This window comes from Paenibacillus sp. fava2 (assembly GCF_058313675.1).
Map to the genome: position 1 here is coordinate 3,318,874 of NZ_CM177755.1, position 24,354 is coordinate 3,343,227.

Here is a 24,354-nt window from a genome sequence, read left to right on the forward strand (position 1 = left end):
GCCTTTTTGGGCTATTCCGGCCCCTCAGCAGGGCTGCTGCAAGTCCGCCTGCGGGAACAATAATCGCCATCATGTCCATTTTGCGTTAAAATAACAACTGGAGCATTACTGAGGCTTACAGAAATATAGTCAGATATGGAGGAAGAGCAATCATGAAGGATTTTGAACTGATGCTGGAGAAATATGCCGATCTGGTCGTTAAGGTGGGAGTGAATGTACAGCCCGGGCAGGTGCTGATGGTTCATGCGCCGCTCGAAACGGCTGAGCTTACCCGACTGATCGTAGGCAAAGCCTATGAAGCCGGTGCCAAATATGTGATGGTGGACTGGGATGACGAGGCTGTCACACGTATCCGCTACGAAAAGGCGCCTGAAGACTCATTCAGCTATTATCCGCAGTGGCATGCCGATATGCTGGAAGGCTTCGCGGAGGAAGGCGGAGCGATTTTACATATAAAGGTGCCTGATCCGGAGCTGCTGCGCGGCATTGATTCAGCCAAGGTGTCTACCGCAGTCAAAGCGGCGGCAATCGCCCGCAAGAAATATCAGAACTATACCCGCAGCAGCAAAATCAGCTGGTCGCTGATCAAGGCGCCGACACGCGCCTGGGCTGATAAAGTATTTGCGGATCTGCCGGAGGAGCAGCGGATTGATGCCATGTGGGAAGCGGTATTCCAGATGAACCGCGTAGGCGCTGAAGACCCGGTGGCTGCCTGGCGCGAGCATATAGCCCAGCTGAAGCTGAGCCAGGACCGGATGAATGCCAAACGCTACAAGAGCCTTCATTACCGGGCCCCGGGCACCGACCTCCGTGTTGAGCTGCCGGAAGGCCATCTGTGGCGCGGCGGCGGCGGCGAGAACGGCAGCGGGGTTTATTTTGTGGCGAATATGCCTACTGAGGAGATCTATACAATGCCGCTGCGCACCGGTGTCAACGGCACGGTATCCAGTACGCTTCCGCTGAACCTGAACGGCCGTCTTGTGGACGGGATTACGTTTACTTTTACAGACGGTAAGGTTACCGCCTACGACGCTGCTTCAGGCCGCGAACATCTGACCTCCCTGCTGGAAACGGATGATGGTGCATCTTATCTGGGTGAAGTGGCTCTGGTGCAGCATGACTCGCCGATCTCCCGCCTGAACAGAGTATTTTACAACACGGGTATTGACGAAAATGCCTCCTGCCATTTTGCGCTGGGCAGCGCATATCCGGTTAATATCGAAGGCGGCGTCGGCCTCAGCAGCGAAGAGCTGATCAAGCGGGGCGCCAATGTGAGCCTGACCCACGTCGATTTTATGATCGGCTCGGCTGAGCTGGAGATCGACGGCGAACAGGCTGACGGCACGATCGAGCCGGTATTCCGTAAAGGGAATTGGGTGCTGTAACGCAGACTTTGGCATAATCTAAGATAATGTTCAGAAGAGCCTCCATACCGGGGGCTCTTTTGAATGTACATATAGTTGAAAAGAACTTGAAAAAAGAATGACTAAGGAAAACTGTTTGCTGCTGCTCTCCGTCTTATACTATGTAAGGATAGAGAGAGGGGGGGACTGGATGACGATGACTGGTGTGGAGATGAAAAGATTAACCGGCGCTGCCTCCAGTGAGGAGTCACGGTTCTATGAAGCGGTGATGGAGCATAGTGACCGGCTGTATCAGATTGCCTACAGTTATCTGGGTAACCGCAATGATGCGCTGGAGGCTGTGCAGGAGGCAACCTGCCGGGCGTGGATCAAAAGGAGGACTCTGAAGGATCAGCGGGCTTTTAAGGCCTGGATGATCCGGATTTTAATCTATGTGTGCATTGATGAACAGCGGAGAAGAAAACGGAGTGTGCCGACACCGGACGAACGTATGCGGGAGCCGGTCATGGAGCAGGACACGGGACGGATGGAAATGCGCTGGGCGCTGGAACAGGTCAAGCCGAAATACAGGCATGTGCTGCTGCTTAAATATTATAATGACATGACTCTTGCGGATATTGCGGAGCTGCTGGACAAGCCTGAAGGGACCATCAAAACATGGCAGCATAAAGGGCTGAAGCAGCTCAGAACCATACTGAAGGATCGGGGTGAATGGAATGATTAACAGCAGGGAAGAGAAGGTAATAACGACGGATGCTGCACGGATGCAGCGTGAGATTCAGGCGGAACCGGACAACCACTACATCAGGCTGGCGGTTCAAAATGGCCTGGAACGCGGGGTGAACCGCTCGAAGCGCGTTGCGATGATGAAAGGTTCGATCTTCGGGCTGGCTGCAGCCGCAATGATTGCTGTCCTGCTGTTCATCATCCCGGTGCTGCATGATAGACATCAGGCTACTGCCAAATCCGAGCCGATGGACTGGGGTGTGCTTGAGCCGTTCAGGGAATTTAATTCCTATGATATCAATTCTGCAACCTTTGAATCTGCGGTCCGCAATGATTACGTTCAGCTTCTGGACCGGGGGGTGGAGGTAGAAGGATACATGGTGACTCTGAATGCGGTAACAGCGGACGAGAACCGGATTATTCTTATCTATACGGCGGAAACGGCGTCTGACCAAGAGATTTATGGCTTTAGCAGCAGCAGAATGATAGATGTCCAGACCGGAAGCCAGTTGACCCGTAACGGGGGAATCGGCGCACATGCCAAAACAAACGGGGAAGACAACTATCACAAATATTATGGCAAAAGCGTCTTCGAGCTGGACCGCAGCAAACCTTTCCCGACCCGGCTGGAGGCAGATTTCCTGATTGCTTCCGTCGATCCGGGTAAAATGGATGACCCTAAGACAGGAACTATTATGGCGGATATCCATTACTCTCCGAGGATTAAAATAACATTCGATCTGGACCAGAGCTTCAAGGGAACCGTGACAAAAGTTATCCATCCGGATGCAACGTTTTTGCTCGCCGGTCATGAAGTTGTGCTGAGCCAGGTTGAGCTGTCACCGTTAATGATCCGGGCCCGGTATGCCCTGAAGAATGAAGCGGATAATGATTGGGAGGTAAGGCGGAAGATTTTTGAAGCCGGCTCCGGCAAGGTTTCAGCTGAATTCCGTAACGGCACGGTGCAGCTGCCTCGGCTGTCCGCATCAGGGACAGAGAATGGCTTTGAGGAGATGTTCGCCAGCACTCTGCTGGATGATCCGGAGTCGCTTGCTCTGGAGTTTACGGCGAGGACTGGCGATAGCCAGTCTATAATAGAGTTTGATTTGTTAAAATAGATAAATAGCTAGAGTAGAGCTTGGCAGAGCCCCGCTAAACTATTAGCGGGGCTTGTGCGTGGCCGCTGAAAAATAGGGATAGCCTGCTGGTGATCTCATTAAAGGGAAAAATCCCTTTAAGTAAGTAATATGACCCTCCCAGCAGTCCAATAAAGGGAAATTTCCCCTTAAATCGGAACAATGGCCTGTCGAACAGCTCCATTAAAGGGAAAAATCCCTTTAAATCAGTAAAATGACCCTCCCAGCAGCTCAATAAAGGGAAATTTCCCCCTAAATCGGAACAATGGCCTGTCGAACAGCCTCTCTAAAGGGAAATTCCCCTGTAATGCCACTTACTTACCCGCTGCCATCTTTTTCGGCCATTCCCTCTCAAGTACCGAATAGATCAGCTCATCGCACCATTCCCGGTTGCAGTATCTGGTCTCGCGCAGTACGCCGTCTTTGGTCATGCCGGCCCGCTGCATGAGGCGCTCGGAGCGTCCGTTGCCGGCATTGGCATAGGCGACGATCCGGTGCGCGTTCAGCTCTTTGAAGGCATAACCGATCAGGAGCCGGACTGCTTCGGTTGCATATCCGTGTCTCCAGTACTCCGGGTGCAGCGCCCAGCCGATCTCCCATTCCCGGATGTCCTCCCAGTTCAGCTTGATGCTGATAATACCCAACTGTGTTCGATCTTCTGCACGGCATACCATCAGCTTGAAATGTTCGCGCGGCACATTTGCCGGATGCAATAGTGCAATATTGAAGTCATCCTCGATCTGCACAGCATCAGGATGGTTATTTTCAAATTTGGAAGTCAGCTCATGCCCCTCAAGCTCTGCGAAAAATCCCCGGTCCTCTTCACATAAATCTCTTAATAGTACACGTTCACCGGCAAGCTCCATTGTTTAATCCCCGCCTATCTAAATGTTGTTACTGAAGCGGAATACCAGCTTGTTCCCGTCAAACGTTTCTTCAACCGCCTCATGATAGTTTTGATTTGTGTAGCCCGCTACCGTTTTGCGCCAGAAGGTTTGCCCGATAATATTTTTGGAGCCCGGGTTCGTGTGCAGCTCCCAGACGCCCTTGAAGCGCTCAAATACAGAGACGGCAGCCTGCCGGGCTAGGCCCGTTCCGCGGAAGGGCTGAAGCACAAAGAACTCATTAACAAAAAAATCAACGCCTGGTGCACAGTGGGGCGGCGTAGCAATAAGCGTAAATCCGGCTGGACGGGAGCCGGCCTTAAACAAAAAGGGATATAGGCAGCCCGGCTTTTCCCACCAGATATTCTGGACATCGTATTGCTGGGCCAAAGTCTGGATTTCCGCCTCTTCTTCATAGATTCCGTGTTCATTCAGGACGGGGCCGTCCTGAAGTCCATAGTGGCCCGAAAGATCGTGCAGATAAAGCGGGTAGAGATTTTTGATAATATACGCTTCATGGGGGGCGGCGAGCTCGACAGTAAGATTCATAATAGACCTGCTTTCATTCTGTATAGTTAATTAATACCAACCTTAATAACTTGTAGCTGATCAGCGCAAGGTAAAGTTTGGTTTAGAATAAAGGCTACTGGAAAAAGCTTTGCTGGAAATGATAACGATTATCAATTAGAATAGTGTTAGTTGCGCATTCAACTATATCAGGCAGGGAAGTCTGTGTGGCTTTTTGCAGTTCCCTATACACAGGAGGAATGATTATGTTAATCCAGACAAGATCCATAGTTGTAGAAAAAGGACATAGTGACAAGGTGATCGAGAGATTCAGCGGACCCGGAGCGCTTGAGGAAATGCCCGGCCTGATCGATATCAGCATCGCGCTCAACAAGAAGGGCAAGGACAGTGAAGAGGTACTGCTCCTGATCCGCTGGGAGTCCGAAGACGCCTGGAAAAACTGGGAGAAGAGTGACGCGCACATCCAGGGACACCGTAACAGCAGAGGCCAGGAGAAACCGGCCTACATTCTGAGCACAACCGTAAATATGTATGAGGTACAAAAGGTTAAAGAGGGCAAGGTTTCTGAAAAATAGAGCTGCTGTGCTACTAAGAACTGCCGGCGATCTTTGCGGATTGCAGGCAGTTTTTTTGTGTATTCCGGCTTATCAAAATTCCTCTGGAATAACTTTGAATTTGTGATACATTAATGAATGTGTCTTACACAAAGGGGGATTTTGGAAGATGAAAGGTTTAAAATGGGTGCTTGCAGCGGCAGTCTCCGCCGGCATATTTGGTCAAACCGGGGGTGTGCTGCATGCGGCTGGACCGGCGATCATTGATTTTGACAGGGGGAGTTACCTGCTTAGTGACGGTACAGTATGGAAGCAGGATGTTGACAACGGAGGATATATACAGCTTGATTTTGATCTGACCGAGATTGAGGAAGGCTACGGGATTACCGCGTCAGGTACTCTGGTTCGATTGCAGGGGAAGGGAGCTCCCCAAATATTGAAGAACATGACCGGGGTGGTACACATTTCCGGGAACTATTACTTGGATAATACAGGAACCATTCGTTACCTCGGCTATGGTGATAGCACGGATTATACAGATATTGTGAAATTTGATGATTCCGAAAAAGGCTTGGCATTGCTAACCCGGTCCGGAGTCTTGAAGGCAGAGGGGTTCAGCGACAAAATTGATCAATTCGGCAGCAGCGCAGAGGTTATGGCCATAGATAGTTATTCTGATCTATATAATGCTGTCGACGATGTAGCAGTGGTCTTGCAATCTGGAAAAGTGCTGTTGTACAGCCGGTTTAACTTTGACAAGAATGACACTGATAAATATATCCCCGTAACCATCACCGAAAATGCAGCAGAAGCCAGATTCGATGACCAAGGTAACCTGGTTGTACGAATGAATGACGGTACCGTCTGGAGAACGGGGTCTTCTGAAGCTGACCGCTATAAGCTCACGAAATCATTCCCGGGTCTTAAAGGTGTAACTGGACTAATCTCTGTCTATAGTCAAGGCATGTATGTAAAAATGCAGGACGGAAGCGTAGCGGATTATGATGTGCAGGCGGACCGTATGGAGAAGCTCACTCTGCCAGGTGTCTCCGAGGTAACCTTCACGATGGACAAGACCAGCCTTACAGTCGGGGACAAGGTTCCCGTGCAGATTACTGAGACCTGGACAGGCGGAACTACACGAAAAGTACCGCTGAAGGATGCAGATTTGACGGTTGAAAAACCGGCGCTTTTGCAGAAGCTGAACGATGGAACCTTAAAGGCACTGGCGGTCGGAGTTACCAAAGTTACTGTGAAATCAGGATCAGTCTCCAAAACGCTGGAGGTATCCATCAGTTCAGACGATATCATCACAACCGGAGCGCTGATCGGCGGCTCAATGTATCTGCCGGTTCAGGAGGTGTTCCAGCAGCTCGGTGCTTCGGTTCAATACAATACCGGTACCAAAAGCTTCAGCATTAAACTGAATTCTACACCAGTTCAGCTTCAGCTCGGCAGTGATACGGCAATGGTGAACGGCAAGAAGGTTAAAATGAGCGGTAAAGTACAGACTATAGATGGCGTAACGGTGTTTCCGGCAGCGCTGCTAAAGTCGGCGTTCGGAGCCGGGCTTGATTGGAATTCTTCTATTCAGAGCATGACGATAACCTTCGGCAAGGCTGAAATGCAGGTACAGACCAAGCAAACAGCCCTTATCTATAAGAAAAAGGCTCAGGGAAACCTGGCGAAGCTGATCGGCAAAAGCTATTGGGTTAACTTTTTTGATGTCAATTACCGGTTTCAAAAAGTAACCATTGTTGATGTACTTCCTGATTATAACGGGAACTTCGCTCTTGCCATGAAGCTTGCTTCAGGAAAAGTACTGAAAACGTATGAGATGAGCGGAGCGGAGATTATAAGTACGCTGGCTGATAAAGAAGAGTTTCTGACAGCTGATCCTTACAAAACCTACAAGTGGTCAAGTAAAGTATGGGAAGATATTAAGGCAGGATACGTAAGCATTGGCATGACGAAGCAGCAGGTCGAGTTAAGCTGGGGGACACCGGAGAGCAAGTCTGCTGCCGTAGGAGGCGGCATCCGCGTAGAGACCTGGCAGTATGTAGGCTATGATTACGTTACCTTCACCAACGGGGTAGTTTCGTTTATTTATACCAGCTGATTTAAGTAGACTAAGGCCGGAGACTGTTTCAAGTGCGTAAACCGCAAATGGAGCAGCTTCCGGCTTTTTTGTAGACGGCTATACAAAGCTGACCACGGAAAAGTTTTTTGTGTAAGGTACTTGAAATCGCTAACACATAGTTTTATAATATGGTTATCGAAACGATTCGAGTAAAAGAAGAAAGAACAACTAGTGTCTGTAAGCCTGAACCGGACAAACTGGAGTGAAAGCGTTATTAATCTCGTTTCAACGACTGAAAATCGGGTTAATAATATCCTGAATACCTTGTTTGGGCGAGAATTGATGTGCGGCGACTCGAATTTTTTTTCGATATTAATCGAAACGTTTCGATGTAAGGGCTTTATTTCATAGCGGTTTCAAGTTTGGCACACACTACAACAGGGGTGAAAGAAGAATGAAAAAGAAAACCGGAGTTAAGATTGCGGCACTACTGATGAGCTTTTCCTTGGTTGCAGCAGGCTGCGGCAATTCAAACAATTCTGCTAACGGAGACAACAAAACGTTGAAGGTATGGTTTATGGGTACAGCGGATACAGTCAAACCGATTGCTGAAATGTATGAAGCGGCGAATCCCGGCATTAAAGTAGATGTTCAAGCAATCCCTTGGGATACGGCGCATGATAAGCTGCTGACAGCAGTAGCATCCAAAAACGGCCCTGACGTTGTTCAGATGGGTACAACCTGGGTTCCTGAATTTGCAGCTGCCGGTGCCCTGAAGGACTTGACCCCTTATATCGAACAATATCCAAGCATGAAAGCGGAAAACTTCTTTGAAGGTGCTGTTGAAACTACAAAGTATGAAGATCAGACGGTAGGTATTCCGTTCTATGTAGAGACACGTGCTATGTATTACCGGACGGATCTGCTCAGTGAAGTAGGCTATCCTGAGGGTCCCAAGACCTGGGATGAGCTGAAGGATGCCAGCAGAAAGCTGGTCGAAAAGGGCGGAGCCGGTCATTATGCCCTGCCGATTGAAGGTAAAGACTCTATCTACCCTGTCATTTTTGCCTGGCAGAACGGCAGTGACATTATTGACGCTAACCGCCAGCCGCAGTTCAATCAGCCGGCTTATGTTGAAACGGTTGACTTCCTGAAAAGCTTCTATGATGAAGGGTTATCGCCAAAAGGCACAGACCTTGATACAGTTGCAGCTTTTAAAGACGGAAAAATGGCCATGTTCATCAGCGGCCCGTGGATGATTCAGACCGTTAAAGATAAAGCGCCCGAGATTGATGGCAAATGGGCTGTAACTACACTCCCTGCAAAAGTAACCAATACTTCCTCCATCGGCGGTGCGGATCTGTCCATCTTCAATTACAGCAAAAACCCTGACGAAGCCGCCAAGTTCATTGCGTTCATGGCTGAGCAGGAAGCACAGCTGAAATATTATGAAACTTCGAACTCCATGCCGGCCCTGAAGGCTGCCTGGTCCAACGAAGCGCTTAGTGATCCGATGATTGCCGCATTCGGTAAGCAGCTGGAAAATTCACGTCCTGCCCCTACCGTTAAAGAGTACGAAGAAATTGCCCAGGCGGCGATGGCTGCCTTCGAACAAATTACAATCGGCGGTGCTGATACACAGACTGAGCTGGATAAGCTGAACGACAAGGCTAATGAACTGCTCGGTAACAAATAAACAGGCTTAATGCCAACAGGCGGACTGCCGGGATCTCGCCCTGAGGCTGAGGTTCCGGCAGTCAGCTTGTTTCTCTTCCTGACGGGAGAGAGTGGATAGAAAGGGAAAGGGTGTGAGGCAAGTGAGCTCATTGGTGAAGCAACTGAACAAGCATAAGGTTCCATATTTGTTTATCGCTCCGGCAGTCATCCTGCTGACGCTGTTTTCGATCATTCCGATCATCATTGCACTTGTAATCAGCTTTACGGATATGGATCTGGTCGGCCTTGCGGATTATTCGAATATCAGCGGGATCGGCTTCAGCAACTATATTGATATTTTTAAAGATCCGATTTTTTTGAAATCGATGTATAATACCTTGATTTATGTAGTGATTGGAGTACCGATGGTTGTCATTGCCTCCATGGCCGTCGCTTTGCTGCTTAACTATGGTACCGGCTGGCTGTTCAAAAGCTTCCGGGTTATCTATTACATGCCCTCCATCACGAACATTGTGGCGGTAGCAGTGGTATGGGGCTATCTGTATAACGGGTCTTACGGATTATTTAACTATGTACTCTCCTGGTTTGGTTTACCGGCGCAGCAGTGGCTTCAGGACCCTGTTCTGGCTAAGTTTTCGCTGATTCTGCTGGCGTTTTGGAAATCAATCGGTCTGAATATGATCATCTTCCTGGCAGCATTGCAGGGAATTCCGCGTTCCTATTACGAAGCGGCTGAAATTGACGGTGCGACCGGCTGGAAAAAGCTTCGCTACATTACAGTTCCCCTGCTGGGATTCGCTACTTTCTTTGTGACCATTACGACCTTGATCGGCTGGATTCAATTCTTCGAAGAACCGCTGGTAATGACCAAGGGCGGACCGCTGAATGCCACGATGTCGATGGCGCTCTTTATTTACAATAACGGGTTCCAGCTCAGCAAATTCGGTTACGCGGCCTCCGGCTCATTCGTTCTGTTCATCATTATCATTATTGCGACACTGATCCAATTCGCGGTCAAAAAGAAAGAAGTGGAATATTAAGCTCCGGCTGACGCCGCCGGCTTAAGAAGGAGGAAACTGGCATGGCTCTTAGAATGAAGAGAGTGGAAAAAGGAATTATGATTACGCTGCTCATCCTCGGAGGACTTCTGATGATGGTACCGTTTATCTGGATGATCGGATCATCCTTTAAGCCTGAAAATGAATTTACGGTTATCCCGCCGACGCTGTTCCCGAACCATCCCACGTTTAATAATTACCGGGATCTGTTCGTTAAAATGGACTTTCTTGTATATTTGAAGAACACGCTGATTATCGTTCTGTGTTCCTTTGTCGGGCTGTTCCTGAATGCAATGGCCGGATATGCTTTTGCCAAATTTGATTTTCCGGGCAGAAACAAGTTCTTCTATATTATCCTGGCAACCATGATGATCCCCGGCCAGGTGACGATGATTCCGACCTATCTGATCATCAATCAGATGGGGCTGGTGAATACCATGGCGGGAATCGTGCTGCCGGGGCTGGTTGGCGCATTCGCGATTTTCCTGTTCCGCCAGTTTATGACGACGATTCCGATCGATCTGCTGGAGGCGGCAAGGCTTGACGGTGCGGGCGAACTCCGGATCTTTTTCCAGCTGATTGTGCCGATTGTCAAACCGGTATTTGCCGTTCAGGGAATTCTGACCTTTATCGGTGCCTGGAACAGCTTCCTGTGGCCGCTGATTATTGCAAACGACGAACGGCTATATACGCTGTCTGTCGGGTTGTCGCTGCTGAAGGGACAATACGGAACGGAGTTCGGGCTGCAGATGGCCGGCGCCGCCTTTATGGTTATTCCTATCATTATTATATTTATCTTCTTCCAAAAGCATATCATAGAAGGATATACGATCTCCGGCATAAAATAGTATAAGTAACCAATTGCTAGGCTCAGGAAGGATTGAATCAGATGGCAACAATCAAGGACGTGGCGAAGCTGGCCGGCGTGGCGCTCTCAACAGCCTCCTATGCGATGAGCGGAGACAGCAAAGTCAGCGCAAAGACGAGAGAAAAGGTGCTGGAAGCGGCACGGCAGCTTAATTATCAGAAGAACGGTTTTGCTATGGATTTGAAGCGGAGCCGGACCAATACAATAGCCCTTATATTGCGGGATTTATCCGGCCCTTATTATTCGGAACTGATCCGCAGCATTCAGGACGTAGCCTTATCGAACTCTTATGATCTGATTGCCTGCAGCTCCATGGGCGGGAAAGGCTCGACAGCTGTCCGCTACATGATGGAAAAGCGGGTTGACGGGGCAATTGTACTTGCCCATAACATAACAGATGAGATTCTGCATGCAGCTGCCGGACCGCGTTTTCCGATTATCGTAATGGATCGGCTAATTGCGGGTGAAGGACTGATTAATGTAGTGGTTGACGGAGAGCAGGGCGGTTACAGTGCTACCCGTCACCTTATCGAGAACGGACATAGCTCAATCGCTTATATCAGCGGGCCGGCCGATTCCTATGACAATGCGCTGCGTTATCAGGGGTATCTGCGTGCGATGCATGAGGCCGGTCTTGCCGAAAAAGCCAAATGGAAGCTCAGCGGCAATTTCATCCGTGAAGGCGGCTATAAAGCCACCAAAATGATGCTGATGCAGGGCGAGCTGCCGACAGCAGTATTCTTTGCTAACGATGAAATGGCCGTGGGCGGGATGAAAGCCTTCGAAGAAGCTAAAATTTCTGTGCCGGAGGATATTTCAGTCATCGGATTCGACGATATTCAGCTGGCCGAATATATTCATCCTCCACTGACGACGATCCGCCAGCCGATGTATGAATCGGGCTCGCTCGCCGGCCATTTGCTCTTCCAGATGCTTAACGGAGATGCGGTTAATGATTTTTACAAGCTTAAGATCGAGCTGATGGAGCGGAAATCGGTTAAAATACAGGGGTAATCGGAGTGAATAACGGTGGCTTATATGCAGATGTCGTTATATTCCGAAACACTCGGAATGTCAACAGAAGCTGGAGTCGTGCTTCCGCTTAATGCTCCTCCGTCTGCGGAGCGGGGCGGGAAATACCCGGTGCTGTATCTGCTGCACGGGCTTGGCGGCGACCATACGGAGTGGACACGAAGCTCGGCAATTGAGCGTTACGCCGAGAACAGAGGCCTGGCACTCGTATTGCCGCGGGCCGACCGCAGCTATTATACGGATATGAAGCAGGGCGGTGCCTACTTTACTTATTTAAGCGAGGAACTGCCCGGGCTTGTCCAACGTGCTTTTGCCATTTCAGGCCGCAGGGAGGATACATTTGCGGCCGGCATCTCCATGGGCGGTTACGGTGCCTTCAAGCTGGCTATGCGCCATCCGGAGCGTTATGCGGCTGCCGTGAGCCTGTCCGGGGGCCTTGATATTGTCCGGCGCGTAACCGGACCAAACGGCTTTCAAGCAGGTGAAGCCGGCCGGATATTCGGTTCAGCGGATGAGCTGCGCGGCAGCGGAGAGGATCTGTTCGCGCTTGCCGCCAAGGCAGCAGCGGCTGAAGATCCGCCCAGATTGTACCAGTGCTGCGGCACAGAGGACTTTCTGTATGATGCGAACCGTGCTTTTCTTGACCAGGCGGTGTCAGCCGGCCTCGATATCACCTATGACGAAGGTCCGGGAGGCCATGAATGGGACTATTGGGACCGGCAACTGACAAGAATGCTGGATTGGCTTCCTTTATAGCACCTTTGCCGATTTGCCAAGAACACGGCTTTCTGTCGAAACGGATAGAAACGTTTATGATTTAATGATATTTAATTTCAAACAAAACCTTATTTTAAAAGAAATAAATAGGGAAAAACGATTCGAATTGAATTGTTTTGGTAGGGGGAATACAGCCATGACTGAGCACTTATACAACAAATATGTGAAGCAAATGACCCTTGAAGAAAAAGTTGCACAGCTTCTGCAGCTGGCAGCTCCGTTCTATGATGAGCCGGGTGACGAATCGGAAATTACCGGTCCGATGGAAGAGCTTGGCATCGGCAGTGAGGCGGTCCGCAATGCCGGTTCAGTGCTCGGGGTAGCCGGTGCCGCCAAAATGATGGCGGTGCAGAAAGCACATCTGGAGAATAACCGACTTGGCATTCCGCTGTTGTTCATGGCCGATATTGTCCATGGCTTTAAGACCATATTCCCGATCCCTCTGGCTATCGGCAGCTCCTGGAATCCGGAGCTTGCGGAGAAGAGCGCCGAGATTGCAGCAAGGGAAGCGGCTGTCTCCGGTCTGCACGTAACCTTTGCCCCTATGGTCGATTTGACCCGTGATCCGCGCTGGGGCCGGGTGATGGAATCGACCGGCGAAGACCCGTACCTGAACGGTGTATTCGCGGAAGCGTTTGTGAAGGGCTTCCAGGGTGATGATCTTGCAGGTGATCATTCACGTGTAGCTGCATGCGTCAAGCACTTTGCCGCTTATGGCGCTGCTGAGGGCGGCAGGGACTATAACACTGTGGACCTGTCTGAACGGCAGCTGCGTGAATATTATCTGCCTGCCTACAAAGCAGCAGTTGATGCAGGAGCTGAAATGGTCATGACCTCGTTCAACATCGTTGACGGGATCCCGGCAACCGGTAACCGTAAGCTGCTGCGAGATACGCTGCGAACAGAATGGGGCTTTGACGGAGTCATCATTTCAGATTGGGCATCCATCAAGGAAATGGTCGCGCATGGTGCGGCAGAGGATGATAAGGAAGCAGCCTTCAAAGCGATCCGGGCCGGTGTGGATATTGACATGATGACAACCAGCTATCTGCATCATCTGCCTCAGTTGGTGGAGGAAGGGCTTGTCGATGAAGCCCTGATTGATGAAGCCGTGCTGCGTATCCTGCAGCTCAAAGAAAAGCTCGGCTTGTTCGCAAGCCCGATGCGCGGAGCTGACCCGGTGCTGGAGAAGGAAATCGTATTCTCCGCTGAACACCGTCAGGCGGCACGCGAGCTGGCAGAGAAGTCGAGTGTGCTGCTGAAGAATGAAGGGGTATTGCCGCTCCGGCCGGAGCAGCGGGTGGCGCTGATCGGTCCTTTTGCATCCAGCGGCGATATTCTGGGCTGGTGGTCGTGGACCGGCTCCAAGGAGCATGCAGTGAAGCTCAGTGATGCCATGCGCTCAGTAATTGGCAATCCTGCTCTTATTACAGTAGCCGAAGGCTCAGGTATTGAGATGATAACCGCAGAGCAGAAAGCTGAAGCCTTGAGTGCAGCTGAGGGGGCCGATGTAATTGTGCTGGCCCTCGGTGAAGCCTCCGACATGAGCGGCGAGGGCGGCAGCCGTACCAACATCAGGCTGCCCGAGGCGCAGCTGGAGTTGATCTCACTTATGAAGGGGCTCGGCAAACCGTTGGTAACGGTACTCTTCAACGGCCGTCCGCTTGACCTGCATGGGGTGTACGACCAGGCGGATGCCGTACTGGAAGCCTGGTTCCCGGGCAGTGAAGGCGGGGCCGCACTGGCCGGCCTGCTGTACGGACAGGTGAATCCTTCCGGCAGGCTGACCATGTCATTCCCGGATTCAGCAGGGCAGATTCCGGTCTATTACAACCATTTCAATACCGGCAGGCCAAAGCCGGAGGTAGAGGACGGCAACCGTTATATCTCCAAATATATCGACGCTCCGAACGAACCGCTGCTGCCGTTCGGGTTCGGACTTAGCTATACAGCCTTTGCTTATGAAGACCTGACACTTTCCTCTGACACGATGACAACAGGTCAGCCGCTTGAGGTAAAGGTGACGCTCACTAATATCGGCAGCGTAACGGGAACTGAGACTGTCCAGCTATATGTAGGTGATATCTCCGGTGAAGTAGTCCGTCCAGTCAAGGAGCTGAAAGCCTTCCGGCAGATCGAACTGGCCCCGGGCGAAACCACAGAGGTAGCATTTACCATCGCTGAGGTGCAGCTCCGCTATCATCACAGTGACCTCAGTGTCACCAGCGACAGCGGCAGGTTTAATGTATATGTAGGGGCTAACAGCCGTGATGTGCTGTCTGCCGGGTTCGTTTTACTCAAGTAAACTAACAGACATAATAACGGTGTTTAGCCGTAACAGATAAGGAAGTGAAGAGAAATGACAACTGCAACCGGCTCCAAGCTTACACTGCAAAAAGGCGGTCTTACTTTTACATTTCTGGAGAGCGGGGATCTTTATCAGGCGACAGGCGGCCAGATGATGATTAACCAGCTGCTGGCTAACCGCGTAGACGGTGCTGCGGGAAATCTGTATGTACGCCTGTACCATCCGGACGGTATTCAGGCATTTCCTCTGCTCGGCGTCAAATCGGGAAGCACCTTCAGCCGGGACGGGGAGCGGCTTGTGTGGCAGGGGGAGATTCCTGCCGGTACCGGAGCTCAGGACAGCCCGGATAAGCTGGGGTATCAGGTCACTTTAACTCTGGCAGAGGAGGATACCTGGTTCTGGGATGTGCGGGTAAAAGGCAATTCGGCCCTGCTGGATGTTATTTATACCCAGGATGTAGGTATTGCATCACCGGGTGCCGTTACCAGTAATGAGGCCTATTTGTCCCAATATATCGACCACTCCGTTTTCACGGATCAGGCAGGCGGTTATGTCGTCTGTTCCCGCCAGAACCAGCCGCAGGGCGGAAAGTTCCCGTATCTGCAGCAGGGGCTGCTCGGCGGGGCAGCAGGATATTCCACCGACGGCTTCCAGTTCTTCGGCTTGTCCTACAAAGAGACGGACAGACCGGAAGCACTGTACAGTGAGCATCTGGCCAATGAAGTGTATCAATTTGAATTTGCTTATACTGCACTGCAGTCTCCAAAGACGGAGCTTAAAGGCGAAGCCGCCTTTACCTTCTACGGCTTATTCCGGGAGGATCATCCAGCAGCTGTGACCGGCCTTGAATTTGCTGACCAGCTGCGGGCTGCCTGGAGCAGTGTTCAACAGCTTGCGTCTGTGAAGCCGGAGAGCAGCCGGGCAGAACGGAAAGCCGCATCTGCCCGGATCGGAACTCCTGTGCAGACACAGGAGCTGTCCGAAGAAGAGCTGGATAGCCTTTTCCCGCATCGGTTCCAGGAGGAACATGAAGACGGGAAGCTGCTGGCCTTCTTTACCGGCACCTATGAGCATGTTGTTCTTAAACGCAAAGAGCTGCTCGTAGAACGGCCGCACGGGCATATTCTGATGAGCGGAGACAATGCGCGGCTGAACGCTGAGGTGATGACGACTACTTCTTATATGTACGGGATCTTCAATTCCCAGGTCGTCGTCGGCAATACCAATTTCAACAAAATGCTGTCGAATGCCCGCAATGCGCTGAACGTCAATAAAACGTCAGGCCAGCGGATTTATATCGAGCTGGATGGACAATTCCGTCTGCTGACCATGCCGTCGCTGTTCGAAATCGGCTTTAACTACGCACGGTGGCACTACAAAACGGCTGAAGATACCTTTATTATTACAAACTATACAGCGGTGAACGCGCCAGCGATCAGACTGCATGTCACTTCGGCAAGCGGAAAAGCCTACCGTTTCCTCGTCAGCAATCAGATTACGATGAACGTGGCTGAATATGAGCTGCCTTACCATATGTCACAGGATAATGACGGCGGACTGGTGTTCCGGGCTTCCGAAAGTGGCCTGAGTGCATCTGTCTATCCTGAGCTGGCCTACAGAATCACAGTGGAAGGGGCAGCTTACAGCACAGGGGATGAATCCCTGCTGGCAGCCGGAGCTGCGCCGGGCAGTGCTTCACTGGCCGTACTTGTACTGGATGCAAGCAGCGAATGGACGCTTACCTTCCAGGGAATGCTGGACGGACAATCCCGCACTCCGGCGGTATCCGGATTTGAAGCGGAGAGAAGCGGTTACCGTGATTTCCTGGCAGGCGTCATGAACGGCTTTCAATTGAAAAAAGAGGACGGGCAGCAGGCAGAGCTGTTCAAAGTAAATGCTCTGGCCTGGTGGTACACGCACAATATGCTGGTTCACTATTCCGTGCCTCACGGACTGGAGCAGTATGGCGGAGCAGCCTGGGGTACACGGGATGTATGCCAGGGGCCTGTGGAGTACTTCCTTGCCACGCATAAATATGAACAGGTACGGGAAATTTTGCTGACCGTATTTGCCCATCAGTATGAGGATGACGGCAACTGGCCGCAATGGTTCATGTTTGACAAGTATACTTCTGTTCAGCAGGAAGAGAGCCATGGGGATATCATTGTCTGGCCGCTCAAGGTACTTGGCGACTATCTGCGGGCAACCCGGGATTATGCGGTGCTGGATGAACGGATTCCGTATACCCGCAAACACAGCTTCGACTTCACTGAGGCTGCCTACACGCTAAGGGAGCATGCCGTCAAGGAGCTGGATTATATCAAATCCCACTTCCTGCATGATACTTTCTTGTCCTCCTATGGAGACGGAGACTGGGATGATACGCTGCAGCCGGCGAACGCCCAGCTCAAGCAGTATATGGTCAGCAGCTGGACCGTAGCTTTGACCTACCAGACGGTTCTGGGCCTGGCCACGGTGCTTCAAGATACAGACGCAGGCTGGTCGGAAGAGCTGAAGCAGCTGGCTGAAGGCATCAAAGCCGACTTTAACCGTTATATGCTGGGCACCGAAGTTATTCCGGGCTTCCTGTACTTTGAAGATCCGGAGCAGGCCAAGCTGATGCTGCATCCGGAAGACAAGGAAACAGGCATCCAGTACCGTCTGCTGCCTATGACCCGCAGCGTGATCGGCGAGCTGCTTACTCCTGAGCAGATGGAGGCACACTACAAGCTGATCCAGGAGCAGTTCCTGTGCCCGGACGGTGTGCGCTTGATGAACCATCCGGCACAGTATGCCGGCGGGGTAAGCACACACTTTAAACGTGCGGAGCAGGCAGCCAACTTCGGCCGCGAAATTGGCCTGCAGTACGTGCATGCCCACATCCGCTTCGTGGAAGCGATGGCCAAGATCGGTGCAACCGATCAGGTCTGGAAGGGCCTCGCCACCATCAATCCGGTCGGAATCCGTGATAGCGTGCCGAATGCCGAGCTGCGCCAGAGCAATGCCTACTTCAGCAGCTCCGACGGCAAATTTGCCAACCGCTATGAAGCGCAGGACCGTTTCCACGAACTGCGTGACGGTTCGGTTGCGGTCAAGGGCGGCTGGAGAATCTATTCCAGCGGTCCGGGAATCTACATGAACCAGCTGATCTCGAATGTGCTGGGTATCCGTGAAGCAGGCGGCGACCTGATCCTGGACCCGGTACTGCCTGCCGAGCTGGACGGCACCCGGTTTGATTTTGAATACGGCGGCTCTCCTGTGACCTTTGTTTATCACTGCCAAGAGGGCGTTCTGCGCTCAGCAGAAGTGAACGGCCGGGAAGTAGAAGCTGTGCGGCTCGCTAACCCTTACCGGCTTGGCGGACTGCGGATTTCCCGTGAAGAGGTTCAGCGCTACGCAGGTTCAGAGAGAACAGTCATTGATATTTATATGTAACTATAGAATAAGCGGCTCAAGCCTGCTTGTGTCCGGATTGGGTACAAGCGGCCTGAGCCGCTTTTTAATGCAGCAACTCAGTTTCTTTTAAACACAATATGATCCATTCTGCTGTTAATGAGCGCCATTAATTGCCCGGCCATATATTCCGCAGAGTATTTGAAGCCGGTTTCGGCCCAATAATCAATGACCCCTACAGCGGCTGACAGCTGGTAGCTGAGCAGAATTTCATAATCGAGCGGGGGACTGTTATCCTCCATCTCGATATGCATATCCTCACGCATGGATCTCCGCAGTGTATCGTAGAGCTCGACCGAAGTTTTCCCGCGCTGGGCTGAGCTTAAGGCGAGATATTCGCTTTTATGACGGTCAATATGCTGAAAAAGCTGCAGCAGGGAAGGATAAACCCCCGTAGCCTCAATCTGCTCCATACCTTCATAAGGCTGCAACAATACCTCCGAGACATTTTGCAAAAAATCGTCATGAATATCCCGGAGCAGGTCTTCTTTACTTACAAAATGCTTATAAAAGGTTCCGCGGTTATAGTCCGCACGCTCGGCGATATCCATAATGGTCACTGCCTCATAGCCTTTTTCCAGAATCAGTTCAACAAAGGCTGTCTTAAGTGCCTGCCGGGTACGTCTGACCCTCCGGTTCAAATCCTCTTCACGTTCCAATGCCATCTGCCTCCACAACGGTTGTATCGTATTATTATAACCACAAGGGCATTATAGAAAAAGAGACGACGCTTAAAATTTAAAATAAACAAATGACTGCAAAATGTTCAAAATACTGCTTAGGGAGTAACATATCATCTTCCAGTGTCGCCTAGCCGACAATATCTTATATTTTGATTATTGTCACAACAAGTAATACAGGTGTAAGCTTGTCTCAAGAGATAAGGCGATTTTGTTACAAAGTCCTCTTACTCACCCACTACAAAACAAAGGAAGCGAATCATAATGAGTCAATCACAAGTCAAAACAGCTGTTATCACAGGTGCCGCAGGCGGTATCGGAAAAGAGCTTGCCCGCCGTCTCGCCGAGCGCAAGCTGAATCTGGTTCTGGTCGATTTAAATGAGGAAGCTATTCATGCAGTCATTCAGGAGCTTGGCTTGGACGACTCCAACTCACTGGCTGTTACAGCCGATGTCTCCAAAGAAGAAGATGTGCAGAATTATGTTAACCAGGCGGTGGCGAAATTCGGTAAGATTGACTATTTTGCCAACAATGCCGGGATTGAAGGCCCGTCCGGGCTAGTGGAAGAGCTGAATGTGAAGTCACTCGACCTGGTGTATAACGTCAATGTCCGCGGCGTATTTCTGGGGCTGCAGTACGTCATTCCTGTCATGAAAAAACAAAAATCCGGCGCCATCCTTAACACCTCCTCACTGGCAGGTCTCATGGGTGCTCCGGGAATGTCTCCTTATATTATGTCCAAACACGCGGTGATCGGCCTGACCAGAGTTACTGCCAATGAGCTGGCTCCGTTCGGTATCCGTGTCAACGCCGTACTGCCGGGAACCATCAACACGCAGATGATGCGCAAGATCGAGAAGAATTCAGGCAGCGCCGATGACTTCAAAGCAGCTAATGAGGCAGCTACACCTATGGGACGCTACGGTGAACCGCAGGAGGTTGCGGCTGTCATGAACTTCCTGCTCTCCGAAGAAGCTTCGTTCGTTACCGCTTCGCTCTACACCGTTGACGGCGGGATGATGGGGCAGTAACTGGCCGGGCGATAGAATGAACTGCTAATCTAAATGAATATAGGCTTAAAAATAGTGCCCCGCAAAGGGCACTATTTTATTTTGGTTTGCAAAATCAACTTTAGGTTCTATCAAAATAGTTCAGGCTCATCGCATCCCGTACTTCACGCATTGTTTCCTTGGCAATGGCTCGTGTACGCTGTGTTCCGCTTATCAGAATCTCATCCACCAGCTTGGGTCTGGCCGCATAATAAGCCCGGCGTTCCCGCATAGGCGTGAACAGTTCCTCTAAACTTGCGGTGATCCGCTCCTTGCAAGCGGCACAACCGATGCTTCCGCGTTCACAGGCTTCCCTAATCTCTGCCGATTCCAGCGGGTTAAAGGCCTGGTGATAAGCGTAAATCGGGCAGATCTCCGGATGGCCGGGATCATTTTTGCGTAAACGGGCAGGATCGGTCACCGCTCTTTTGATTGTCCGCGTGACTTCTTCAGTCGAAGAATCTAGGGTGATGGCATTGCCGAGGCTTTTGCTCATTTTAGCGTTGCCGTCTGTACCGATCAGCCGCGGCGTTTCACTCAGCAACGCTTGCGGTTCGGCAAATACAGGCTTATACAGCTCATTGAAACGGCGTACGATTTTGCGTGTAAGCTCCAGATGAGGCAGCTGATCCTCTCCGACCGGAATGACGGTTGCTTTGCAGAATGTAATATCCGCTGCCTGGCTGACGGGATAACCGAGAAATCCGTAATACATTTCATCAAAATGGCTGCTTTTCGCTTCCGCCTTCACTGTAGGGTTATGCCGCAGCAGATTTACCGTAACAAACATGGAAAAATAGATAGTCAGTTCGGCAATTTCCGGGATCAGCGACTGGATATAAAGGGTAGTCCGCTCAGGATCAATTCCTGCGGCCAGATAATCGAGTGTGATCTCACTGATATGGCGGCGGATATAGTCCGGCCGTTCAAAATGGGTCGTCAGCGCCTGCACATCCGCTAAAAATACAAACGATTCATATTGATCCTGCAGCATTACCCTGTTCTTGAGACTGCCCGAGTAATGGCCAAGGTGCAGCTTGCCGGTAACGCGGTCCCCTGTGAGCATACGTTCTTTGTTCATTCCAATTCCTCCTGGTATATTTTGTGATAATCCGTCGCCACCACCAGCCATCCTCCATGGCCATCACCCCCTTCAGCAAATAAAAAAACTCCGTCCGCTAAGGACGAAGTTATCGTTATGCCACCTTAATTAACCGCTTCGCTGCTTGATCTGCAGGTATCCGGTCTGGTCAATACGGTGCGGAGTCCACAAAAGATGTGAAGCTCGATACCGCTCCCGTGATAACGGCGGGATTCCCGGCATTTCCCTACTGCATCCTTGCAGACGGTTCGGAAAAGCAACTACAAAGTCCATTCACACCTGTGCCGGACACCGGTTCGCAGCGTCCACCGGCTCTCTGAAGTCCTTAATACAGGGTTACTTACCCTTTGTCAACGTTGTTACTGATATTGTGGATAATATTAACTTAAGAAGCAGGTGGAGTCAATCTGTTCCTTTGGGAATTTTTCGGTTATTACAAGCAGGATTAGGGAATTTGAATGTAGAATTATAAATAAAGCTAGACACTTAATACCAAATATGTTTGTAATTCAGAGGCGCCAGCTGATGAACAAAGGCAACTCCGCCGAAAGGCGGAAGACGCAAAGCCACCGGTCTAAACCGCAGAAACAGCGGCATGACAGCGGGGACGCTCATATAGTTTGGTTTTTTTGTTGTCTAAATACAACAAGGGAGAGTTGCAATCATGCTGTAATACAGAAACAGCCTGCCCGGCAGGAGCGCTTTGACCTGTTTTGATCACTATTGAAAACTGTTGAACACATTCTGAAAGATTCATACCTTTGCTTCCTTTTATCAAACAAACAGAACTGGAGATGTCCTTAAGATGATAGCAGAAACAACTATGCACCCTGAATGGAATACAATTTTTATCAGCCTGCACGGGTTTGCCGACCTCGAAGAGACCATTAAAGAGGTGGATATTTTCGAAGCCCAGATGCCGCATCTGCCGCTGAAGGAGATGTCGCTGATCATTGACTGCACGGACATGGCACCCTTCAAAGCAGAAATTCTGCCGGTGCTTGAACGCTGCTACGTGATGTATAACAGCTTCAAGCATGCCGTTCTCGTCAATCCGGTTAAAGTGGTGGCCAAGTCGCAATTGCAGCGAGTAGCGCCAAAAGCCAGCTTTAACGGCCATTTTGTAGATACTGTGGACGAAGCGTGGGCTATTGTAAAAGGCTAGCTCAGACCCGCAAGAGACCGGACGGCTCTAACGTATCATGCTGACAAAATAACAAATACACTAACAAAGGTGGGCCGATATGGTTAACGTAAGGATTGCAGGAACTGAAGTGTACCATCCGCCATTCAAAGTTAGCAATGCACAATTGGCTGAACAGGCTGGCGAAGCTGCAGACAAGCTTATTGGTATTTGGGAGTATTTTGGCCGTAAGGATCGTTATTATGCGACCACCTATGAAGAAAGCACGCTGTATATGGCCATTCAAGCCTCTAAAGCGCTGCTTGCGGGCAGCGGGCTTGGCGGAGAGGATCTCGATATGATCGTTGTCTCCTCGGGCACCCATGAATACAGTGCGCCGACTGACGCTGCCCTGCTGCACCAGGCAATCGGGGGGAAACAGTCCTGTATTGTATACGACAGCAATGCGAACTGCGTGGGAATGGTAGTCGCCGCAGACCAGGCAGCCCGTTCGATGATGACCAATCCCGGAGTAAGGTATGCGCTGGTTGTCGGCTCTGAGCAGATCGCCCGCTTTTATAAAGAAGGGGATCTGGCTTCAAAAGGACTTTGCGGGGATGCTGCCTGCGCGGTTCTGCTGGAACGGGTAGAGGAAGGGGACTCCGGACTGATTGATTCCGCTTATTATACCAATACGCAAAAGGCGGAAGACATGCTGTTTCCGTCTGCCGGTATGACCCAGATGTTCGGAGAGCATCTTACGCTTGAGGAAAAAAAGATCTATCTGCATCCCGAGTATAATGTCAATGTGGCATTCCCTACAGCAGTGACCAATATTGAAAGCCTGCTCCATAAACACGGATATGCCAAAAGAGAGGTTAAGCACTACATTCTCAGCCAGCTGAACCTTTCAGTGATCAAAGAGATTGCCGGCAAGCTGCAGGAGGATGAAGCCAAATTTCCTTATATAGGTGATATTTACGGGTATACAGGGACCAGCAGCCCGTTCATTACCCTGCATCATGCCATCAAGGACGGGACACTCGTACCCGGTGATTTGTTCTTCATGTGGTCGGTCGGTGCAGGGATTACAAGCTGTGCTACACTGTGGAGACTCTAACCCGGATTATTACTATAGCAGAACCATTAAGAAGCCTGCGCAGACTGCGCAGGCTTCATTCTTTTCCCCGCAGTGACGGGACTATATCAGTTTGCGATTCCGATGGCAATCGCGGGTGACAGCTCAGGATCCAGCTGCTTCATCAGCTTCAGCAGATTGCTCTCAGACATGGCGATGCAGCCGGCAGTTGGCTGGCCGGCTCCTCTCCAGATATGCAAAAAGATTGCACTGCCCTTGCCGGGCACGACCGGTTCATCATTTTACCTTACGACGACGGCATACTTATACAGCGGGTGCAGGAGACGTTCGTAGGACGCCCAGCGGCTCCCGGGATCTCCGGTAAAGGTGACCCGCTTATTGTATTCGGCAGAGCCGGGGTCATCAATCCAGTAGTCCCGGCTGCCGACTTTGCTGTACGGGAGTTTGAGGCCTTCCGGACCAGCAGCGGAGCCGAAAGCCTCCCCGAGCCTGAAGACCCCTGAGGGCGTGCGCTTGTCGCCTTCTTTTGTTTTGCCGATGCCGCCTGCACCCAGCGTTACCGGTATGCCTGATAGCACCGTCTTCCAGCTTCCGCTACGATTCTCGCGTAATGAAAGGACTCCTGTAGTGGAGCGTGAAGAAGAGGCCGTTACGACAACCATCTGACTGGACTCCAGGCGGTCGGCCTTATACGGCCAGGAAGCCGCAAACCCGGCAGCTGCTGCCTCAGGGGTTAAGGAGACCAGCACCAGAACAGGCGGCAAAAAAAGACACATGACAGCTAGCAGGATATGTCTACGGGTTGATTTGTGCATATGTACACCTCCCTAAGGCTTATTACCTCAGGGAGGCAGG

22 protein-coding genes, 1 riboswitch and 1 other annotated feature are annotated in these 24,354 nt (G+C 50.9%); of the genes, 15 read left to right on the top strand and 7 right to left on the bottom strand.

Features of this window, described 5'->3' with window-relative positions; all coding sequences use genetic code 11:
- Positions 1 to 152 precede the first annotated feature (152 nt).
- The 3 genes from AC4G46_RS14225 to AC4G46_RS14235 all read left to right on the top strand — a co-directional run bounded on the left by AC4G46_RS14225 (position 153) and on the right by AC4G46_RS14235 (position 3,208).
- Positions 153 to 1,385: an aminopeptidase gene (locus AC4G46_RS14225; protein ID WP_491128502.1), complete on the top strand. Its 1,233-nt coding sequence runs from the start codon at positions 153 to 155 to the stop codon at positions 1,383 to 1,385.
- A 169-nt stretch (positions 1,386 to 1,554) separates the two neighbouring features.
- Entirely contained in the window at positions 1,555 to 2,088 is a 534-nt protein-coding gene (locus AC4G46_RS14230; protein ID WP_491128503.1) for a sigma-70 family RNA polymerase sigma factor, read from the top strand.
- On the top strand, positions 2,081 to 3,208 hold the full coding sequence (locus AC4G46_RS14235; protein WP_491128504.1) for a DUF4179 domain-containing protein: 1,128 nt from the start codon (positions 2,081 to 2,083) through the stop codon (positions 3,206 to 3,208). Before AC4G46_RS14230 ends, AC4G46_RS14235 begins: the two co-directional genes overlap by 8 nt.
- Positions 3,209 to 3,540: 332 nt before the next feature.
- On the opposite strand, the gene AC4G46_RS14240 is transcribed toward AC4G46_RS14235, so the two are convergent.
- Together AC4G46_RS14240 and AC4G46_RS14245 are read right to left on the bottom strand one after the other, a co-directional pair.
- Positions 3,541 to 4,092, bottom strand: coding sequence for a GNAT family N-acetyltransferase (locus tag AC4G46_RS14240; RefSeq protein WP_491128505.1), 552 nt, complete (start codon positions 4,090 to 4,092; stop codon positions 3,541 to 3,543).
- 18 nt (positions 4,093 to 4,110) lie between these two features.
- Complete coding sequence (locus AC4G46_RS14245; protein ID WP_491128506.1) at positions 4,111 to 4,659, bottom strand: hypothetical protein; 549 nt, start codon at positions 4,657 to 4,659, stop codon at positions 4,111 to 4,113.
- A 224-nt stretch (positions 4,660 to 4,883) separates the two neighbouring features.
- Here AC4G46_RS14245 and AC4G46_RS14250 point away from each other — a divergent pair, with 224 nt between their 5' ends.
- The 9 genes from AC4G46_RS14250 to AC4G46_RS14290 all read left to right on the top strand — a co-directional run bounded on the left by AC4G46_RS14250 (position 4,884) and on the right by AC4G46_RS14290 (position 18,427).
- The gene (locus tag AC4G46_RS14250; protein WP_491128507.1) at positions 4,884 to 5,213 is read left to right on the top strand and encodes an antibiotic biosynthesis monooxygenase; all 330 of its coding nucleotides are present in this window, start codon (positions 4,884 to 4,886) and stop codon (positions 5,211 to 5,213) included.
- Positions 5,214 to 5,361: 148 nt separating this feature from the next.
- On the top strand, positions 5,362 to 7,311 hold the full coding sequence (locus AC4G46_RS14255) for a copper amine oxidase N-terminal domain-containing protein (RefSeq protein ID WP_491128508.1): 1,950 nt from the start codon (positions 5,362 to 5,364) through the stop codon (positions 7,309 to 7,311).
- Between the two features lie 415 nt (positions 7,312 to 7,726).
- A complete protein-coding gene (locus tag AC4G46_RS14260; RefSeq protein WP_491128509.1) occupies positions 7,727 to 8,968 on the top strand; it encodes a sugar ABC transporter substrate-binding protein in 1,242 nt (413 codons plus the stop codon).
- Positions 8,969 to 9,089: 121 nt separating this feature from the next.
- Entirely contained in the window at positions 9,090 to 9,989 is a 900-nt protein-coding gene (locus tag AC4G46_RS14265) for a carbohydrate ABC transporter permease (protein ID WP_221799655.1), read from the top strand.
- A gap of 41 nt (positions 9,990 to 10,030) precedes the next feature.
- Complete coding sequence (locus AC4G46_RS14270; protein WP_491128510.1) at positions 10,031 to 10,855, top strand: carbohydrate ABC transporter permease; 825 nt, start codon at positions 10,031 to 10,033, stop codon at positions 10,853 to 10,855.
- Positions 10,856 to 10,896: 41 nt separating this feature from the next.
- Complete coding sequence (locus AC4G46_RS14275) at positions 10,897 to 11,889, top strand: LacI family DNA-binding transcriptional regulator (protein ID WP_491128511.1); 993 nt, start codon at positions 10,897 to 10,899, stop codon at positions 11,887 to 11,889.
- Between the two features lie 15 nt (positions 11,890 to 11,904).
- Complete coding sequence (locus AC4G46_RS14280) at positions 11,905 to 12,663, top strand: alpha/beta hydrolase (RefSeq protein ID WP_491128512.1); 759 nt, start codon at positions 11,905 to 11,907, stop codon at positions 12,661 to 12,663.
- Between the two features lie 157 nt (positions 12,664 to 12,820).
- Positions 12,821 to 14,989, top strand: coding sequence for a beta-glucosidase BglX (gene bglX / locus AC4G46_RS14285; protein WP_491128513.1), 2,169 nt, complete (start codon positions 12,821 to 12,823; stop codon positions 14,987 to 14,989).
- Between the two features lie 54 nt (positions 14,990 to 15,043).
- Positions 15,044 to 18,427: a GH36-type glycosyl hydrolase domain-containing protein gene (locus AC4G46_RS14290; RefSeq protein WP_491128514.1), complete on the top strand. Its 3,384-nt coding sequence runs from the start codon at positions 15,044 to 15,046 to the stop codon at positions 18,425 to 18,427.
- Positions 18,428 to 18,504: 77 nt separating this feature from the next.
- Here the strand turns inward: AC4G46_RS14290 and AC4G46_RS14295 are convergent, their stop codons facing one another.
- Positions 18,505 to 19,110: a TetR/AcrR family transcriptional regulator gene (locus AC4G46_RS14295; RefSeq protein ID WP_491128515.1), complete on the bottom strand. Its 606-nt coding sequence runs from the start codon at positions 19,108 to 19,110 to the stop codon at positions 18,505 to 18,507.
- A gap of 279 nt (positions 19,111 to 19,389) precedes the next feature.
- Between AC4G46_RS14295 and AC4G46_RS14300 the strand changes: the two genes are divergently transcribed.
- Positions 19,390 to 20,157, top strand: a complete 768-nt coding sequence (locus tag AC4G46_RS14300; protein ID WP_491128516.1) for an SDR family NAD(P)-dependent oxidoreductase — start codon at positions 19,390 to 19,392, stop codon at positions 20,155 to 20,157.
- Positions 20,158 to 20,257: 100 nt separating this feature from the next.
- Here AC4G46_RS14300 and trpS read toward each other — a convergent pair whose 3' ends face one another.
- Positions 20,258 to 21,256 carry a tryptophan--tRNA ligase gene (trpS, locus tag AC4G46_RS14305; RefSeq protein ID WP_491128517.1) on the bottom strand — a complete coding sequence of 333 codons (999 nt, stop codon included), beginning with the start codon at positions 21,254 to 21,256 and terminating at the stop codon, positions 20,258 to 20,260.
- Between the two features lie 96 nt (positions 21,257 to 21,352).
- Positions 21,353 to 21,640, bottom strand: a binding site (T-box leader).
- A gap of 161 nt (positions 21,641 to 21,801) precedes the next feature.
- Positions 21,802 to 21,892: riboswitch (cyclic di-GMP riboswitch) on the top strand.
- On the bottom strand, positions 21,852 to 22,034 hold the full coding sequence (locus AC4G46_RS14310; protein ID WP_491128518.1) for a hypothetical protein: 183 nt from the start codon (positions 22,032 to 22,034) through the stop codon (positions 21,852 to 21,854). (Overlaps the previous riboswitch by 41 nt.)
- 48 nt (positions 22,035 to 22,082) lie before the next feature.
- Between AC4G46_RS14310 and AC4G46_RS14315 the strand changes: the two genes are divergently transcribed.
- Both AC4G46_RS14315 and AC4G46_RS14320 read left to right on the top strand, forming a co-directional pair.
- Complete coding sequence (locus AC4G46_RS14315; RefSeq protein WP_491128519.1) at positions 22,083 to 22,442, top strand: hypothetical protein; 360 nt, start codon at positions 22,083 to 22,085, stop codon at positions 22,440 to 22,442.
- A gap of 79 nt (positions 22,443 to 22,521) precedes the next feature.
- Positions 22,522 to 23,520 (top strand): ketoacyl-ACP synthase III, encoded by a 999-nt coding sequence (locus AC4G46_RS14320; RefSeq protein ID WP_491128520.1) that lies wholly within the window; start codon positions 22,522 to 22,524, stop codon positions 23,518 to 23,520.
- Positions 23,521 to 23,606: 86 nt separating this feature from the next.
- Here AC4G46_RS14320 and AC4G46_RS14325 read toward each other — a convergent pair whose 3' ends face one another.
- Both AC4G46_RS14325 and AC4G46_RS14330 read right to left on the bottom strand, forming a co-directional pair.
- Positions 23,607 to 23,765, bottom strand: coding sequence for a hypothetical protein (locus AC4G46_RS14325; RefSeq protein ID WP_491128521.1), 159 nt, complete (start codon positions 23,763 to 23,765; stop codon positions 23,607 to 23,609).
- 15 nt (positions 23,766 to 23,780) lie between these two features.
- The gene (locus AC4G46_RS14330) at positions 23,781 to 24,314 is read right to left on the bottom strand and encodes a hypothetical protein (RefSeq protein ID WP_491128522.1); all 534 of its coding nucleotides are present in this window, start codon (positions 24,312 to 24,314) and stop codon (positions 23,781 to 23,783) included.
- Positions 24,315 to 24,354 lie beyond the last annotated feature (40 nt).